This window comes from Streptomyces sp. NPDC055966, from assembly GCF_042269865.1.
In the GTDB taxonomy this organism is placed as follows: domain Bacteria; phylum Actinomycetota; class Actinomycetes; order Streptomycetales; family Streptomycetaceae; genus Streptomyces.
In genome coordinates this window covers 67,958-83,049 of the sequence record NZ_JBHJYK010000022.1, presented here as the reverse complement: position 1 = coordinate 83,049, position 15,092 = coordinate 67,958, and the positions used below count along the sequence as shown (strand labels likewise).

The 15,092-nt window shown below is 63.8% G+C and carries 14 protein-coding genes and 1 pseudogene; 8 read left to right on the top strand and 7 right to left on the bottom strand.

The genetic code is table 11. From position 1 onward, the window contains the following. Positions 1–51 precede the first annotated feature (51 nt). From ACFC8N_RS37120 to ACFC8N_RS37105, 4 genes are all read right to left on the bottom strand, one after another. Positions 52–390 (bottom strand): RRQRL motif-containing zinc-binding protein, encoded by a 339-nt coding sequence (locus ACFC8N_RS37120; protein WP_376293411.1) that lies wholly within the window; start codon positions 388–390, stop codon positions 52–54. A gap of 84 nt (positions 391–474) precedes the next feature. Continuing rightward, complete coding sequence (locus tag ACFC8N_RS37115; RefSeq protein ID WP_376293409.1) at positions 475–1,365, bottom strand: DUF2637 domain-containing protein; 891 nt, start codon at positions 1,363–1,365, stop codon at positions 475–477. Beyond that, the gene (locus tag ACFC8N_RS37110) at positions 1,362–1,694 is read right to left on the bottom strand and encodes a hypothetical protein (protein ID WP_376293406.1); all 333 of its coding nucleotides are present in this window, start codon (positions 1,692–1,694) and stop codon (positions 1,362–1,364) included. The genes ACFC8N_RS37115 and ACFC8N_RS37110 overlap by 4 nt, the downstream gene beginning before the upstream one ends. Continuing rightward, complete coding sequence (locus tag ACFC8N_RS37105) at positions 1,691–1,951, bottom strand: DUF6284 family protein (protein WP_376293404.1); 261 nt, start codon at positions 1,949–1,951, stop codon at positions 1,691–1,693. The genes ACFC8N_RS37110 and ACFC8N_RS37105 overlap by 4 nt, the downstream gene beginning before the upstream one ends. Positions 1,952–2,718: 767 nt before the next feature. Here ACFC8N_RS37105 and ACFC8N_RS37100 point away from each other — a divergent pair. Continuing rightward, positions 2,719–3,585, top strand: coding sequence for a GntR family transcriptional regulator (locus ACFC8N_RS37100; RefSeq protein WP_376293402.1), 867 nt, complete (start codon positions 2,719–2,721; stop codon positions 3,583–3,585). Between the two features lie 34 nt (positions 3,586–3,619). Continuing rightward, positions 3,620–4,255 carry an HAD family hydrolase gene (locus tag ACFC8N_RS37095; RefSeq protein ID WP_376293399.1) on the top strand — a complete coding sequence of 212 codons (636 nt, stop codon included), beginning with the start codon at positions 3,620–3,622 and terminating at the stop codon, positions 4,253–4,255. A gap of 568 nt (positions 4,256–4,823) precedes the next feature. Here ACFC8N_RS37095 and ACFC8N_RS37090 read toward each other — a convergent pair. Then, positions 4,824–5,474 carry a hypothetical protein gene (locus ACFC8N_RS37090; RefSeq protein ID WP_376293397.1) on the bottom strand — a complete coding sequence of 217 codons (651 nt, stop codon included), beginning with the start codon at positions 5,472–5,474 and terminating at the stop codon, positions 4,824–4,826. Positions 5,475–5,512: 38 nt separating this feature from the next. Beyond that, positions 5,513–6,712: a helix-turn-helix domain-containing protein gene (locus ACFC8N_RS37085; protein ID WP_376293395.1), complete on the bottom strand. Its 1,200-nt coding sequence runs from the start codon at positions 6,710–6,712 to the stop codon at positions 5,513–5,515. A gap of 865 nt (positions 6,713–7,577) precedes the next feature. On the opposite strand from ACFC8N_RS37085, the gene ACFC8N_RS37080 reads away from it, so the two are divergent. The 4 genes from ACFC8N_RS37080 to ACFC8N_RS37065 all read left to right on the top strand — a co-directional run bounded on the left by ACFC8N_RS37080 (position 7,578) and on the right by ACFC8N_RS37065 (position 12,554). Beyond that, positions 7,578–8,810 (top strand): MrcB family domain-containing protein, encoded by a 1,233-nt coding sequence (locus ACFC8N_RS37080; RefSeq protein ID WP_376293394.1) that lies wholly within the window; start codon positions 7,578–7,580, stop codon positions 8,808–8,810. Between the two features lie 274 nt (positions 8,811–9,084). Then, on the top strand, positions 9,085–9,996 hold the full coding sequence (locus tag ACFC8N_RS37075; RefSeq protein ID WP_376293391.1) for an HNH endonuclease: 912 nt from the start codon (positions 9,085–9,087) through the stop codon (positions 9,994–9,996). A gap of 134 nt (positions 9,997–10,130) precedes the next feature. Further along, a complete protein-coding gene (locus tag ACFC8N_RS37070) occupies positions 10,131–11,219 on the top strand; it encodes a DNA cytosine methyltransferase (protein WP_376293388.1) in 1,089 nt (362 codons plus the stop codon). Positions 11,220–11,336: 117 nt separating this feature from the next. Then, complete coding sequence (locus ACFC8N_RS37065) at positions 11,337–12,554, top strand: NaeI family type II restriction endonuclease (protein WP_376293385.1); 1,218 nt, start codon at positions 11,337–11,339, stop codon at positions 12,552–12,554. Between the two features lie 317 nt (positions 12,555–12,871). On the opposite strand, the pseudogene ACFC8N_RS37060 reads toward ACFC8N_RS37065, so the two are convergent. Then, positions 12,872–13,159, bottom strand: a pseudogene (locus ACFC8N_RS37060) (GntR family transcriptional regulator); the annotation flags it as partial. A gap of 253 nt (positions 13,160–13,412) precedes the next feature. Here ACFC8N_RS37060 and ACFC8N_RS37055 point away from each other — a divergent pair. Further along, entirely contained in the window at positions 13,413–13,904 is a 492-nt protein-coding gene (locus ACFC8N_RS37055) for a YbaK/EbsC family protein (RefSeq protein ID WP_376293383.1), read from the top strand. A 29-nt stretch (positions 13,905–13,933) separates the two neighbouring features. Next, on the top strand, positions 13,934–15,088 hold the full coding sequence (locus ACFC8N_RS37050) for a pentapeptide repeat-containing protein (protein ID WP_376293381.1): 1,155 nt from the start codon (positions 13,934–13,936) through the stop codon (positions 15,086–15,088). Positions 15,089–15,092: the final 4 nt, after the last annotated feature.

Here is a 15,092-nt window from a genome sequence, read left to right as displayed (position 1 = left end):
GCCAGACTCCTTGGACAGAGAAGGAGAGGTGAAAGAGAAGTGCTGTGCAGGTCAGGCCCCGGCCTGCTCCTCGGCGTAGGCGCACGGGCTGCACATGCCGAGTGAGGGCGGGATGACGTATCCGGCATCGCGCCTGCACTGCGGGCAGGTGCGCCGCGCGGCGTTCGCTTTGGCCAGCGCCGCCCGCTTGGCCGGCGTCATCGGCCGCACCGGCTTCGCGGCGTCGACGCGGTAGAGGTAGGCCACCAGCGGGCCGCGCCGGTGGCGCGGGCGCTCGATCTGAGCCGCCACCTCCTGACCACCCGGCCGCAGCCCCTTCGCACGCAGTTGGCGCAGGGTGGCCAGGCCGTCAGGGGCGAGCCGCCAGGGATAGACGGGTATGGCGGCCATCAGCGGCCCGCGGTGGCCGGCTCAGCCCCGCCCGCAGCCGGGTCGCGGTGTTCGGCGTAGACGTGCGACATAGTCGGCCCCCGCTCAGCCGGCGATCGCGGTGGGGAAGCCGGCCAGGTACGGCTCACGCGCCTTCACCCGGCCCCGGGCCGTGCGCGCCGTCGACTCCGACGCGCCCAACCCCGCAGCCGCCATCGCCTGCGTCATCCGCGCGGTACTCGGCTGCGTGAACTCCGACCCGTACAGGGCCCGCACCAACTGGTCGACCCGGTTGGGGTAGACCACGGGCGTGCACAGGTCGACGGCCGTCGACGACGCGGTGACGGGGGCCGGATCCGTGGCGACGGGCGTCAACAGTTCCCCGGCTTCGGGCACCAGCGGCGGGAGCTCAGGCAGCGGCTCAGCCGCGCCCACAGTCTCCACGGGCGCAGAGGACGCCGGGCGGTCGACGCTCACCATGACGGGCGTCGACGATGCGTCGACGCCCGTCGGCGGGACGTCAACGCCCGTCATGGCGCGGCGTGCAAGGTAGGCGTGCACCTGCCGCATCAGCGCGCCGAACGCCAGCAGCGCGGCCACCGGCGGGACTGCGGCCACCACGTAGTTCAGGGCGCCCGCATCCTGGCCAACCCCGGCCACGTTCAGCCCGATGGAAGCGCCGTCTCCCGCGGTGACCAGCCCAATTGCCCACCAGTCGACCCGGTGAGCGAGCGAGGCACGCAGAATCAGAAGCTCGCCGATCACGATGAACAGGTCCACCGTGGCCGGCCAGGCCCAGGAACGGGCCACCGCTTCCGCCATGCCGTGCGCGGCAGCAACTTCCTGCAAGTGCTCGTACGACAGCCAGAACGCCACCGCGGTCAACACCACCGTCAGCACACTCGCCAGCGCGGTAATCGCGCTCTCCACACCGACGGGCGTCAACGGCGCGTCGACGCCCGTCGACCGTACGTCGACGCGGGCCGCGGCACTCATGCCGCACCCGCTTCCACCGCCACCGGGACGGCAACATCGCCGTAGCCGATCAGCTCCAGCTCGACGCACGCGTAGGCGGCCGTCGAGCGCAGAACGCGCGTCCGGCCGTCGCACTGCACGTGGAAGTCCACGTCCTGGGGAGCGATGCCCAACGCCTCACGCCACGCCTCGAAACCGGGCAGACCGGAGTGGAGCGACAGCTCCAACCGGTCCGGGAAGATGGGCGAGATGCTCACGGTCGGCGCCGGCAGGTGCCCGAAGTCCAAAGCCAGCAGGCGCAGCGCCAGCAGAGGCCCGGACAGGTCGTCCAGCGTCAGTCCCTCGCTCACGCCGCCTCCCCCGAGACGGCACGGTTGGCCAGCGCCGCTCGCGCGGTCAGCACCCGGTGCAGCGCCTTGCGCAGCCGCCGCTTGTCCAGCTCAGTCGGTATGCGGTCCATCAGCGCGATCCGCACGTCCAGCAACTCAACCTCCGCATCGATCAGCGGCGTCTCGATGCTGATGGCGTTCAGCTCCGCGGCCGTCGGCTCGCGGTCCTGCTCGGCCGCATCGATCGCGGCCGGCACGGGGAGGGGGAGAATCTTCATGGGTCGTGTTCCTCTCGAAGTGTGGAACGGCCCGAACAGCGGCTCCCGGGGTGCCACCCGGGAGCCGCGCGCCGTTGGAGTCGAACATCCGGCTCCCCGCGCTCCCGCCCGTCCGGTCCCGCACAAGGCGGCCCGTACGGGCGAGAGAGGCAGCCGGCCGCAGCGTGAAGCGCTGCGAAGCCAGAAAGCGGACCAGAGAGCGGAACGGGCGCCGCCGGCCGGTCCGTGTACCGGCGGCGCCCTGGTATGTCGTCGGTTCACACCGACCTCCCGCAGGTCGCAGGAACGCGGCTTTCCGGCACGCCGTTGCCACGGCACACCGGCCCGAGCCGGGTAAGTCGAGCGCGTCATCGTCACTGCTCTGACGCCAGCAGGGCGGCGCATGCCAGGGAATGCCCTCCACTCAATGGAGGGATGACCCCCAGGGCTCTAACCAGGAGCTGGCACGCAGAAGTGGCCGCCGGGCGGCCATCACCCGGGCCGTTGCGGGGACGGGGACTCAAACCCCATCGAACTTGGCACCCTATTGAGTTCTCAAAGAAGAACCACTCCCCGACGAGCGCGGTAACCCCTGGTCAGGGGCTCCTCTCCCTCGCGGACAGGGCCCGCCGGGCGTGGTCAGAACAGCCCAAAGAAGGGCCTCCCCCGACCTGACCAACTTGGCTAGCCCGATCGGGATGACATCAACGTAGTCAGCCTGGCTAGCCATGTCAATACCTGGCTGTCCTGGCTGTCTTGATCGGGGGGCGGGGCCGTAGCATTGGGGCATGACCTTCACGCCCGAACCGTTGGACCCAGACGACAGCCGGCCGCCGTATGAGCAGGTGGCAAGCAGCTTGAGTGCGGCCATCCGTACGAAGCGGTTGGCCCCCGGTGAAAGGCTGCCCTCGCACAACAAGCTGACTGAGCTGTACGGATTCGCCCGAGCGACGATCCAGCGAGCACTTCGCGACCTTGAGGATGAGGGTCTGGTCGTATCCCGTAAGGGGAGCGGGGTCTATGTAAGGAATCGGACCGAGCGGCCTGCCGGTCTTCGCCCTTATGTGGAGCAGGCCTTCACGAGCCGGGACGTCTCTATCGACTTCGCCGGCTTCTCAAGCGAGACTCTGCATGCCGCCCTACAGGATCCAATCGATAAGATTCGTGTAGGGCGCCTTACTCCGGTCAGCATCAAGATCCGCATTCTGGTGCCAGATATGTCTGTACCTCAGGCTGCACCTGTGCGGAAGAGCGACGGGGCAGATGACCCCCGTCTGCGCATGCGCATGCACGACTTGATGGTCGGCTTTACTCGGGGGATCGCTAACCAGGTGCACGAGCTGAGTCTGCTCGGATTGGTTCCTGAAACGAAGGTGTCAGTTCGCCTGCATAGCGGGACGCAGTTCTTCAAGCTTTACGTAATTAACCAGGAGGACGCATTCTTCGGGTACTACCCGATCCGGCCCAACAAGGTGGTCGTGCAAGGAGAGGCCATCGAAATCTTCGACCTGATCGGGCCGGATGCAACCTTGTTCCACTACTCGATAAATGAGGGTGAATCCTCCAGCGGGGCCCAGCAGGTTGATCAGGCCAGGATGTGGTTCGACAGTGTGTGGACCACCATTGGAAGGGACTTCAATCCTGATGGTGAGTAAGAGTCTGGAAGGGGTAATTTCGACCACGCGAGCCGTGCTCTTCGATTTCGACGGACCCATCTGTGAAGTATTCTCCGGGCTTCCCGCTTCAGAAGTCGCTAGAAGTCTTGTCGATGTGATGCGTGAATTTAATATGGAGCTCTCGGAGGAGATGGAGGGAATGGACTTCATGGACGCTATCCGCATTTCTCCCCAAGGTGGAGAGGCCGCTCTGCGGGCTGTGGAAGAGCGCCTAGTTGAAGCTGAACTTGAGGCAGTGAAATCGGCGGGAGATCCCACACCTGGAGCCGTAGCTTCCCTTGAAGCGGCCAGGGCATCCGGTCGAGGTGTGGCGATCGTGAGCAATAATTCCGCAGAGTGTGTCCGGGAATTTCTTGCGTACCACGATCTAGCCTCTCTGGTGGAAGAGATTGTCGGGCGCCCCGCTTGCCAGCCGCACCAACTGAAGCCGTCGCCTTACATGCTCCTGATGTCCGCTGCTCGCTTGGGTGCCGCTCCGCAGGGCTGCACGCTTGTGGGAGACTCGGTAACTGATATCGAGGCTGCAATTGCGGCAGAGTCCAGGTCTGTCGGCTACGCCAATCGGCCCGGCAAGGAGCTTTCCCTGGCCAAAGCTGGAGCCGATGCGGTAATCGGTTCCATGGACGTCCTGGCGGACGCACTTAGATGAGTTCGGGCGCCGTGATCGACCGCTATCCTCCGGCAAGAGGAGTGGGTGGCGGTGCCTACGGTCGACGCCGGAGTGCTGGCGAATTCGATTTAGAGTCTGTCCCTGCTTCGGGATTGAGGCGAGAGCGCCTGGGGCTTCTCGCTCATCTCCAGTTGATTATGGCCCGACCCCTGTGCGACTTGCACCATTGTGTCGGGTGAATTAAGTGTGATATTGAAGCCCTTAAAAACCGTCGTGCTCCCGGCGCGGGCAACTTTCTCTATTTCATCAAGGCACCTGGCTGCGCTCGCGCTCCGCCGGGCATACTTCCCGGCTCCGCTGCGGGCGTCTCTCCTCCCTCCGGCCCGCTCCGCCCGCGCTACGCCGACGTGCGCTCACGTATGGGTAGGACCGGTGTCCATGAGTCGAGCACCGCGATAGCGGGGTCCCGGTCAACGCAATGCCTCCGGCGAGGGATCGGCCAGCACTGGTATAGGGGCGCGCCGCCGGCGCTGGCCTATACGGGATCGGATGGTCTCACGCGTGGTGCTGGCCATCCCCAAATGCTACCCGTGATCGCTCACACTGGTTAGCCGCGCTCTCGCCACTCCTTGTACGAGATGCTCAGCTGGGTGCGTACGTACGAGGGAAGGCCGTCACCAAAGCCCCGCAGCTTTTCGTAAGTCTTTTTCAACTCCCCCTCAGTCGGGAAGTGCCCAAACTCAATGGCCATCACGAGGACGTCTTCTACCGTGATGACTTCAAGATCACGCTCGGCTGCAAGAGCTTGACCACCCTGGTCGTCGATTGCAACGAGCACCTCGTGACCCAGATCCTGGAAGTTCACTCCGTGCGCCACCACGACCGCTTCGCCCAGATCTTTGGATTCCCGCAGCGCATCTTCGAGCTGACGTCCGCGCACGTCCTCAAACACTTCAATCACGCGGGTGGGTGCCGTCCGGGCCTCAAGGGCAGGGAGGACCCGGACGTGCTGACTCCGCTCCAGCCGGCTCCAGCGGAGCTTCAGCCCGCGATACTTCCGGTCCTTGCGAGCCACTTCGTCGCAGACCTCCTGAGGCACGAGGAGCGTCAACTCGGCCTTCTCCAGAACGTCCACGAGCAGTCGGTGGAGGTTGGCCCCGACGAAGTGCACACAAATGACCGCGTCCAGGATGCAAACCGACTCTTGCTGCTCCGGCGAAGCAGCTTCTTCGGATGCTTCCTCGTGCTTCTTGGGCAAGCCCCCCCACCCTTCGACGTCCCCCCGCCGAGGCTACTCTACTCGTCCTTCGCCCGACCGCGCGCAACCAACCGGGAAAGATTGGCGCGCTTGGGACGCGGCGGGTTGGGGATTATCCCAGCCTCTCGAAGCTTTTCCTCGGCTTCCTCCGGTTTGCGACCTTCAAGCATAGCCAAGGCGCGGACCCCAATAAGGTTCTGCCGGTACGCCTCGACGGCGCGCTCAAGGATGCGCCGAGGCGCCCGCACAGCTTGGGCTGCCTCTTGCTCCTGCTCATACGCAGGGCCCCAGCCATAGCGCTGAGCCAACTGAGCCCCCGTTGGCCCCCAGAGCTCCTTCTTTCGCTCGGCCGTAATCATCCCCATTGATTCCAGCTGAATGAGGATGACGGGGAAGCTCACCCGGAAGTGCCGAGCCAGGAGGGCAGCTGTACGTTCGCTGATCCCGCCCTTTGCGGGGGAACGCTCACTGGAGAGCCACGCTTTGATACCTTCCTCTGGGGCCAAGAGGTGGCGGGCGAAAGCATCAGCTCGCTTCTCGCCTGATGTTCTTGCACCGTCTAGCTCATGCACTTGGGCGCCATCGCTCCAAAGCAGGTGCCCAAGCTCGTGAGCAAAACTGAACCGCTGTCTTTCTGGCACATCACATACACGAACGGCAATTAGAGTCGTCTCGCGTACTGGATCCGTGGCAGTGAACCCATCTGCTGTCTTCGGCAGGTTTAGGACTGCTGTGTCCACTCCAGTGAGCTGCTCGATCAACTCATCGACGTCAGCAATGGGTGCACAGCCCAGATTGAGCGCTGCTCGCACCTGATGAGCTAGCTCCCTGGCTTGCTGCTCCCGCGGTAGATCCTCATCCGGCAGGGGCAGGCAGCCCTCGGGCTTCCGTTGTTGTGTTGCCTGTGTCCCAAGCTTGTCCAGGCGAGCGTCAAGCTCTAGAACTCCAAGGGTGCGCCGAAGCGCTTCCTCGCGCTCCACCTCAACCGCTTCGTTGATTCTCGCTGCGATCTGCACCCTCTGGCGCACAGGGTCACCGCTGGTCAGCAGCCGCACAGGGATGTCAAGCGCAACCGCGAGACGATCTAGCTCAACGAGAGTTACGTTGGAGCGAGCGCCGTTCTCGATGCGAGTCAGGGTCGGTTGGGAGAGCTGGGCGCGTGTTGCGAGCTCACGCTGGTTGAGTCCAGCACGCTCACGTTCGCGGCGGATCCGCTCCCCCACAAGCACGAGATCCACGTAGCACCTCCTTCTGAATCTATTCTACTGACCTGATTCACGATGGCCAGTGGTATGTGTATCACCACCCACTGACAAGAGCGCCCTCCGCCGCATTGGGCAACAGGGCGAGCGGTCCTGGGACCTCCCGTCTGACCTGCACGTTCGTCAAAGCCTCGGGCTGCAAGACCTCGCGCGAGCCTTTGGGGCGGCTGGGTGACTCAACAGCTTCCTCACTGGAAAACGCAGGACACCTGGCCGCAGAGACGGACTGTCCTCGCTCTGGCTCCATTGGTGCTGGCACCAGCGCCCACGTTAGGAGCAGCGATGCAGCAGGACTGTCAGGGCCGTTCGTCGTCGCTGGCGCAAGCAGCGTTGGGGATGGGGGAGGCCGGCGCGCTGCGGTCTTGCGGTGCAGCGAAGCGCCATCCCTTGCCTCCCGTTGACTCGACAGGCCCCATTGAGGGGCCTTTGAACGGCTGCCAACCGAGCGTGCCACTCTCTTGCCAGAAAGTAGGAGGTGGACTCCCAGGGAGCCAGAGGCTGCGGCAATGAGTAGGGCCAGCGGTCACGTCCCTGGACGTGACCGGGCCAGCGCCAGCAAAGGTAGGCAACCCGTGGGTGGCGCGTGGTCGCTCAACGCTCCCCTAAAGCGCGGCCCGGGCTGTAGGCACCCATTCCCGCGATGAGGGTGGCGACCCGGCGGAATGCGACAGATGAGCACATCGCATCCTCCGGTCAGTCTTCGGCCGGAACACATGTCGCGAACGCGTCGGCAGCTTGGTTGTGCAGGTGGCGGGGCGCCGCCATCTGCTGGCGATCTTGTCTCAAACGCCCTCCCTCGACGGGTGCATCCGTGTCAGCAATCAGAGTTACCCTGCCTCGCGTGGAAGATCTATTGCTCAAAGTCCTGGATTTGCAACCAAGTTGGACGTCGAAGAACACTGAGGAGATGCAGGCTCGCGGCGTCACCATCCGGCGGGAGATCCCTGGCTTCCTGAGGGGGCACGAGGCGGCTCTGGCAGCTGCGCTTGGCACCACGCCGGATCAGCTGTGCATCGAGGGACGAGATGGGACGGGTCTCAAGACCGAGGTGCCGTGGGTCCGGGTGTCCGGGCGCGAGCAGTCTCCGAGCGCGACCACCGGTTGGTACGTGGTGTACCTCTTCAGCGCCTCGGGCCAGCGGGTCTACCTGTCGTTGAACCAGGGAACGACCATCTGGACGGGGGGCGATTTCAAGGCTCGCAAAGCCGAGGATCTTCGAGCGCGTGTCGGTTGGGCCCTGCCCCTCCTGGCTGAGGCGATGGCCGCGCGGCGGGACCTGAACGAGGTCATTGAGCTGGATGCTCGGACTTCATTGGGCCGCGGCTACGGTCCGGGCAATGTCGCGGCCATCGCCTATGAACGCGACCACGTCCCGGACCAGGAGGTGCTCATTGCGGACCTGCTGTTCATGACAGAGCTCCTCGGAGCTCTGTACAAGGAGGAGCGGCTTGCGCCCCACATCCCCGGGGACCCTGCGCCAGAAGTGCTGGAAGCCGAGCAGAGCGCGGCCAGGACTGCTGGCCGTCGTACGCCGAGAGGGGCGCGCCCGCGTCGCTCGGGGCAGGGTTTCTTGCTCACCGCTGACGAACGCAAAGCCGTCGAACTTCACAGCGTGCGCATGGCCACAGAGCACTTCAAGGCTCAGGGGTGGTCGGTCAAGGACGTCGGTGCGAAAGAGTCTTTCGACCTTCTCCTGTCCCGGGGCGAGGAACGATGCCACGCCGAGGTGAAGGGGACAACGTCTGCTGGCACGGACGTGATCCTCACACGTGCCGAGGTGGAGAAGCAGCGTCGGTACTACCCGCACAACGCGTTGGTGGTTGTTCACTCGATCAGGCTTGACCGTACAGGCTCAAAGTCCACGACCAGTGGAGGTGTCCTGCACTGCACGAGTCCATGGGTCGTGCTGGACGAGGATCTGACGGTCATCTCCTACGCCTATCGGACACCGGTCGGTAAGACGGCCGCCGACGAGGAGTCTAAAACGCCTGCCCTGTTTCCCCCACACGTCCCCCAGCCGCGGGAGGCACCAGAGGAATCGCAGGCCACACAAGGTGAGCGGAGCCCGCAGTAAGTCTGCTGGACTCCCGACGGGGTTGGCGTCGGCCTTGCCCAGTGGCACGGGACAGGCCTGTCCTAGACAGGGCAGCGGTAGCCAATGACCACGACGAGCGCGCAGCTATCCGCCGCGCGCTTGTGGCGTGCTGGCTGGGCAAGCCCAGATGTCCACCTGCATCTTTGACCGCTGGGAGCCGGCTCTGCTGTCGTACGCTGCGCCAGCGATCAAGATGCCAGGGGGGCACATGCCATCTAAGGGCGAAGCACGCTCTGTGCAAGCGATCTCGAACATGCGAGTCGCCGCCAGCGAGTACCTGAAGGTGTTGGAACGAGCTGAGGACGCCACAGTCGGTAGGGAGGCATGGCTGGAGTTTGCTGCAGAGCTGGGGGGCTTGTCGGCCCGTCTCCGCGACGGACTGAACGAAGCGAACAAGAGCCTTGGTATCGCGTCGGCGCGCGAGGCCATACTGCTCTACCTGTGTCGCCATGTGGGCGAACCAGTGCCGGCCGATCATCTCGCCGGCGTCTCGGGCATTGTGGAGTGGGCTAGGCGAGTGCGGGAACTGCGAGTGGAGTTTGGCTGGCCGGTCGAATCTGGCGTCACCCGCGATGACCTTCCCTATGACCACTACCGGCTGACGGCGGACGAACCGGATGAGGACCTTGCGGACCGCTGGCGAGTGGCCAAGGAAGCACGAACGCTCAAGAAGCCCGGAGGCAAGGACGCAGCTGGCCGCGCCAGGCTCCTCCACTACCTCCAGGCGATCTCCCCACGCCCCGCCGACAAGGAGCAGCTCGCCTACGTGGCCAAGATTCAAGAGTGGCCGCGTCGCCTGCGTGAGCTGGAAGAAGACGGCTGGCAGATCATCTCCAACGTCGATGATCCGACCCTTCCGCCAGGGTCGTACAGGCTCCCGACGCTGGCGAAGCGACCGCCGCGCGTCCGAGAGGCGATCAAGCTTCGCTACAAGATCCTCGACAGAGACAAGCGCACCTGCCAGGACTGCGGGCGGACTCCAGCGCAGGGTGCCTCACTACAGATTCATCACGTTCTGCCAGTGCACAAGGGCGGCAAGAACGACGAAGAGAATCTGATCACACTCTGCATTCAGTGCCACGGAGGACGGCACGCCCTCATGGGGGGCGCCCCGAAGGATGAGTTGCTCAACCCGGAGTACGAGGCAGACCTGCGGGACGTCTAGAACCTCACACGGTTCCATCTAGCCGCGGGAGACCGACACAGCACTGGGTTGTCAGTGGTCACAGGTACGCTCCCAGAGCGCTGCACTACAAAGTGCGGCCGCTTGGACCACCACCCTGACGCTCTGGAGATCACGTGCAGCCAGTCAAGATCGTCGACTTGTTCGCCGGACCTGGTGGCGTGGACGTGGCTGCTGAAAGACTGGGAGTACCCACGGTCGGCATTGAATGGGATGCCGACGCCTGCGAAACCCGCCGCGCTGCTGGCCTGGGCACAGTCCAGGGCGACGTGCGACAGTACGGTCCGGCCGACTTTCCGGACGCAGACGTGCTCGCCGGCGGCCCGCCCTGCCAGACATTCACGGTCGCAGGCACTGGGGCGGGCCGTAAGGCCCTCGATGACGTCCTCAAATTCGTTGAGCAAATGACTGCTCGCGTCAACCGCGAGCAGATCGTTAGCGATCTCGCGAACCTGGATGACGAGCGGACCGGCCTCGTACTGGAACCCCTCCGATGGATCTTGGAAGCCATCGACGTGCAGAAAAAGCCCTACGAGGCGATCATCCTGGAGCAGGTGCCTGCAGTGCTCCCTGTATGGGAGGCGTACGCCCGAGCCCTCAGGAACGAGGGTTACTCGGTTGACTTCGGACTGCTGCTCACGGAGGCCTACGGCGTTCCGCAGACGCGGAAGCGGGCGGTACTGATCGCGCGTAGGGGGGAGCACGACGTGAAGCTGCCTGCCTCTACCCACCGGACCTACCGCAAGGGGGTTCCGCGTGATGCTGGAGACGCCTCGAAGGAGCCCTGGCGCACCATGGGCGACGTAATCGAGCGAGGAACGCCCTTCGAGGTCATCTCGAACTACGGAACCGGCGGTGACCCAAAGCTGCGTGGGCGCAGGACCTCGTCCCAGCCCTCTGCCACTGTGACTGGCAAGATCCGCCGCAACCGTGTCGTCTCCCTCGACGGAGCAGAACTGGATCGGTTCAACCACTCCGAGGCCGGACGTCTTCAGACGTTTCCTGCCGACTACCCATGGTCCGGTCGCGACATCGGGCAGCAGATCGGGAACGCAGTTCCGCCGCGGCTGGCGCTTCACGTCTTGAGCGCCGCCTTCGGCTGGCCTCCTCCGAGTGAGGAGCTGCTGGCGAAGCTTGATTGGTGGCACCGTCTGCCGACGCAAGCCGCGTCCGCGCCTGACGACGAGGTGCTGGTGGGGGCCTAGCGCTTTTGCGTCCCCCTTGAAGCCGGTCGAGGATGCGTCTCCCGCCGAATGACGACAACGCCCGCCACGGTGGGGCTCGTTGAACCCGGTTGAGTGCCTGCTGCCAGACTTGAGCGCGTGACGATACAAGAGGGTCTGTGGCTGCCTGAGGATGCTGCTCAGGCTGGCATGCAGGATTCGCGCGCGTTGGCGGCGAAGCACTCGCGCCGCAATTCGTACCGCACTTGGGATCTCCCGACCGAGCCCATGAGCAGGGTGCCGCGTGAATGGCGGATCCAGTCCGGTCTTACGCAACCCGTCCCCGATGACCTTGTCCCGTTCGTGGAGTGGTTCTACAGCCAGCCGGAGGCGCGAGAGCGCTTCCGATGGGCGCTCCGCGACTCCCTCGACGAGTTGCTCGATGGCCAGCGGACGGGGCGCTGGGCGTACCAGCACCTGACGAAGACCGAGAAGACGTATCTCGGCACGGCCGTCGAGGTGAACCTCACCAAGGAGTTCGCCATTGACAACGGCGCAGACCTCGACTGGTCCATCGCCGGCCTCGACATCGACTGCAAGTTCTCCAAGGATCTCGGTGGCTGGGAGATCCCGATGGAGATGTATCTGTGCGCCGACCACGGCGAGCGGAGTGGCCGTGCTGACCATGCTGCAGTCGTGACCTGGATAGACGACGACACGAGCCGGTGGGCCGCTGGCGTAGTGCGGATCACCGATGAGCGCCTGCGTTGGAAGAGAGCGCTGGGTGAAAACGGTGACCTCGTCCGCGCATACAACCGAGACAACAAGCGCAAGCTCTCCGACGGCGCCAAGTCCGAGGTCTACTGGCTCTGGGGTGGGCTCCAGAGGGATCTGCCGACGAACCTGCTCCGCCACCTGGATCCCGAAACACGCGAGCGGATTCTCACTGCCCGACTGCCGCGCCGCCGATCCTCGTCGGGTCAGCAGCGGGTGAACCAGCTGTTCCGTGATGTGCAAGACCGGCTCATTAGTCGCCAGACCGTGTTGACCGTCGGCCAGCAGGACGACGCGCCGAAGCGCGCCCGCGACGCCCGGATAAAGCTGCGCCCGGAGGGCATTGTCGTGCTGGGCCACCAAGGATCACACCCACACGCCGCCCGTGCGCTCGGATTGCCGGAACCGACCAAGGGTGAGTGGATCTCCACCAGCCTCGTTCCTGTTTCATCTGACGATGACCGACCGAAGTTCTCACTGGACGGCCAGTTCTGGGCGCGTGCTTGCGGGGAGGAGCAGTTGCATCCCGCTCCAGCGCCCGACCTACCTGATGGCCGCGAGAGCGATTGGGTGCACCGCTTCGGGTCCGGTTTCACTGGGTAGCTCGGCTCTGATCCCCCAGGCATCCCCCAGCAGCGAGTGACATATGGAAAGCCGCAGGTCACCGCCGGCGGAAGTGGCCCGCTGTAAATCTACTGGGCTTCCGAGCGGGGCCGGCCTCGGGCCGTGCTCGGGCCGTCCGAGGGGGACCGGCGACGACCGCTGACGACCAACAACGACCGTCATGGCGTGATGGATCGCGTCACGCCGTGACGGCGTCAGCCCAGCTAGACCCAGGTGTCCAGCCACATCCGCGCCCGCCACTGGTCTATGGGGATCGCGGTGCCCGTGTAGAGCGGCCAGAAGTAGATGATCTGCCAGACCCAACGGTTGTCGTAGAAATCGCGTTCGCCGTGGATGCGCCACGGCTCAGGCCCCTCCGGAGCCTTCACACTGACTGCCCCGGGCACGCGGTACGAGCTGCGCCCCCGAACCTCCAACGCACTTTCGGCAACGAGGCGAGCGCGCACCTGCCGGAGCGCGGTCCGGCCGATGCCGAGTTCTTAGACCAACGTCCGTTCCAAGGGGAACTTGCCGCCGGGGACGTACTCGCCGGCGGCGAGCCGTGAGCGAAGCGTCTCGTAGACCTTGGTCGTCTTCGCTCCCATCCGCGGGGCACGCTCCATTCTGAGGTGGTGCGTACCAGCGTAGCGGGCAAGGGGCACGCTACCTCCGGTCGATCTCAGCGGATTGGTTGAGCCGTCCATCGCTCGCGGGGTGATCCGTCCTCTCCCAGCCTGGATCCCAGACCTCAAGATGCGCCACATGCCCTTCTGATCCAATCTGAGAAGGACGGGCCACCTCGACGAGGCGCGCAACGCGCTTGACGGAATAATTCGAGCAACTTTGGGGCCGATCGAAGTGTCTAATGTCGAGGATTACTTGCAGCAGCAGAATGTGGCGTGGAAATCTTATTCGCATTCTCCGGCATGCACAGCGGTAGCGAGGGCTGAAGCACTCGAAAGGAAGCACCGAATTGACCGCAGGGACGTCGCGAAGGTGCTCTTCCTGCGCTGCGATCACTTGATCGGGAAAACCAAGTGGATCATGGCTGTTCTGCCTGCAGAACAGCGCCTCGACCTGAGTACGGCTTCCCAAAGCGTGGGTGAAAAATGCCGTCTTGCTACGGAAGAGGAAATAGAGCATAAATTTATCTGGTGTTCACTGGGCTGCTTCCCCGCACTCGGTGGCCTGTTTGGAGTGCCAGAGTATATTGATCCAGATCTATGCAAGCGGGACAGAATCTTCTTTTCTGCAGGACAGCCCACGGTCTCGCTTGAGGTCGGTCTTGATCTGCTGATCCAAAAAGAGCCGCGGATTGAGGTCGACACGCTCTGTGTGGCCAGGGATTAATGCAAGAGGCGCGCTTCTGGAGTTCTTGTATGCGGAAATATCGCGAGACTCTGGCGTTCACGGCGCTGGCGCTGGTTGTTATAGGAACCCTACTTTTTGCCATCTTTGAACCCAAGTGGGTAGTGGAAAGGGTTGAGGGGAGTAACGCCTTTTCCGGGATGGTGCAAACGGATAAACTTAAAGCGGAAAACGATGTTCGTACCGTTATGGTTCAGGCCTTGGCAGGAGCATTCTTTCTGTTTACCGCGCTCTTCACTTGGAAGGGGTTCCGCCTGAGTAGGCAGGGGCAGATAACCGAGCGCTTCTCTCGGGCGGTAGATCAGCTAGGCAAGGAAAATGAAGCGAGCGTACGTGTTGGTGCCGTCCTATCTCTGGATAGAGTCGCACGCGAGTCTAAGGCGGATCGGGCTACGATCGCCAATCTCCTAGCTGTGCATATCCGCTCTAAGGACAGAGTGACGACCTCGGGTCCAAGGCGCAGTTCCGCAAATAGGACGTCACCCCTGGGTTTGGAGCCGGACGCAGCTATGGCTCTCATCGTGCTTGCCAGGATTCACCGCTTGGGTGTATCCGAAGTCGTCTCCGGCTGGAAATATTCGAGTCACCGGTATGCTGACCTTAGAGGTATAAATCTACGAGGAGCAGACCTGCATGGCGCTTATCTGGCCGATGTGGATCTAAGCATGGCCGATCTCAGTAACGCGGTATTGAGTCTAGCCAATCTGGGGGGTGCGCATTTCTATAAGTCGATACTCCGGAACGCGAACCTTGAGGGCGTCAATAGTAAAGTCAAGAAATTGAGGCCGATCAACTTGGAGAGAGCTGATCTGCGTGGCGCAATAGCCAAAGGAGCGCGCTTCGAAAGTGGCAACCTAAGGGGTGCACGATTCGGGGTGCAAGGGTCCAAGGGGGCTGATCTCGGGGGCGCCGTTCTAAAATCTGCGAAAGCTGACGGGGTTTGGCTCGAAGGCGTCGAAATGCCGGGCGCGGATTTGAGTAATGCCGATCTCCCCAATGCGCACCTTAGGGGAGCTAACCTCGCTGGGGCGGATCTGCGAGGGACGGATTTCACGCACGCGGGTGGACTCGAATCAGCACGCCTTGCCGGAGCCAAGGTGAGCGGCAGAACGCAACCGCCCTATGAAGGGTTTGATTGGCAAGCGGCTGGGGCGAAGTTGCTTTAGGGTG

What these genes read in the sequence shown, in the direction of transcription:
- ACFC8N_RS37115 (WP_376293409.1), bottom strand. Translation starts at nt 1,365, where the DNA reads ATGAGTGCCGCGGCCCGCGTCGACGTACGGTCGACGGGCGTCGACGCG.
- ACFC8N_RS37050 (WP_376293381.1), top strand. Translation starts at nt 13,934, where the DNA reads ATGCGGAAATATCGCGAGACTCTGGCGTTCACGGCGCTGGCGCTGGTT.
- ACFC8N_RS37075 (WP_376293391.1), top strand. Translation starts at nt 9,085, where the DNA reads ATGCGAGTCGCCGCCAGCGAGTACCTGAAGGTGTTGGAACGAGCTGAG.
- ACFC8N_RS37120 (WP_376293411.1), bottom strand. Translation starts at nt 390, where the DNA reads ATGGCCGCCATACCCGTCTATCCCTGGCGGCTCGCCCCTGACGGCCTG.
- ACFC8N_RS37105 (WP_376293404.1), bottom strand. Translation starts at nt 1,951, where the DNA reads ATGAAGATTCTCCCCCTCCCCGTGCCGGCCGCGATCGATGCGGCCGAG.
- ACFC8N_RS37100 (WP_376293402.1), top strand. Translation starts at nt 2,719, where the DNA reads ATGACCTTCACGCCCGAACCGTTGGACCCAGACGACAGCCGGCCGCCG.